Here is a 671-nt window from a genome sequence, read left to right as displayed (position 1 = left end):
AATGCTTCGTCGGCTAACCCTTGCTCTTCTCTTAGATAACGAGCCAATTGATTCGCCTGAGCATTCAACTCGCCATAGCTTAACTCTACGTCTTCATGCACTACGGCAATATGCTCTGGGTGCTTCGCCGCTTGAGCTTCAACAAGTTGATGCAAACAAACGTCAGGAAGTTGAGTATGTGTACCGTTCCAGGCATTCAACTGTGTTATGTCTTGCTCACCTAGAAGAGACGCGTCTCCTACCGCCAATGTTGGCGTTTCAATCATCGCCTTGGCAAAGATTGCAAAATGCTCTGCCATACGTGCAATACGCTTAGCAGTGAACAGATCACGATTGTATTCCCAAGCTAATACCAAGCCTTCTGCTGACTCCGCTGCCGTCAACGACAACTCATACTTCGCTTGTGATCCCGCCTCGGCCATCGGCTCTATCGTTAGCCCATCAAGGTTTAACGGGCCTCCGCTATCTTCACTGCTCCACGACAACATGATTTGGAATAAAGGACTGTGCTGTGTAGAGCGCTCAGGTTGTAGTACTTCAACGATCTTCTCAAACGGCACCTGCTGATGTGCATACGCGTCGAGCAACATTTGACGACTATCTCGTATTAATATGTCCAACCCTTTGTCAGATGAAATATCACTGCGCAAGACCAAGGTATTGACGAAAAA

Annotated in this window: 1 protein-coding gene; it reads right to left on the bottom strand. The window is 47.7% G+C overall.

The genetic code is table 11. From position 1 onward, the window contains the following. A partial coding sequence (locus tag Q4489_RS18240; protein ID WP_303483391.1) for a condensation domain-containing protein occupies positions 1-671 on the bottom strand: 671 nt, incomplete at both ends.

The sequence above is a fragment of the Thalassotalea sp. 1_MG-2023 genome (genome assembly GCF_030546745.1).
Lineage (GTDB): Bacteria > Pseudomonadota > Gammaproteobacteria > Enterobacterales > Alteromonadaceae > Thalassotalea_C.
Note: the sequence above shows the minus strand (reverse complement) of the source record. Positions and strands in the feature narration are given on the sequence as shown.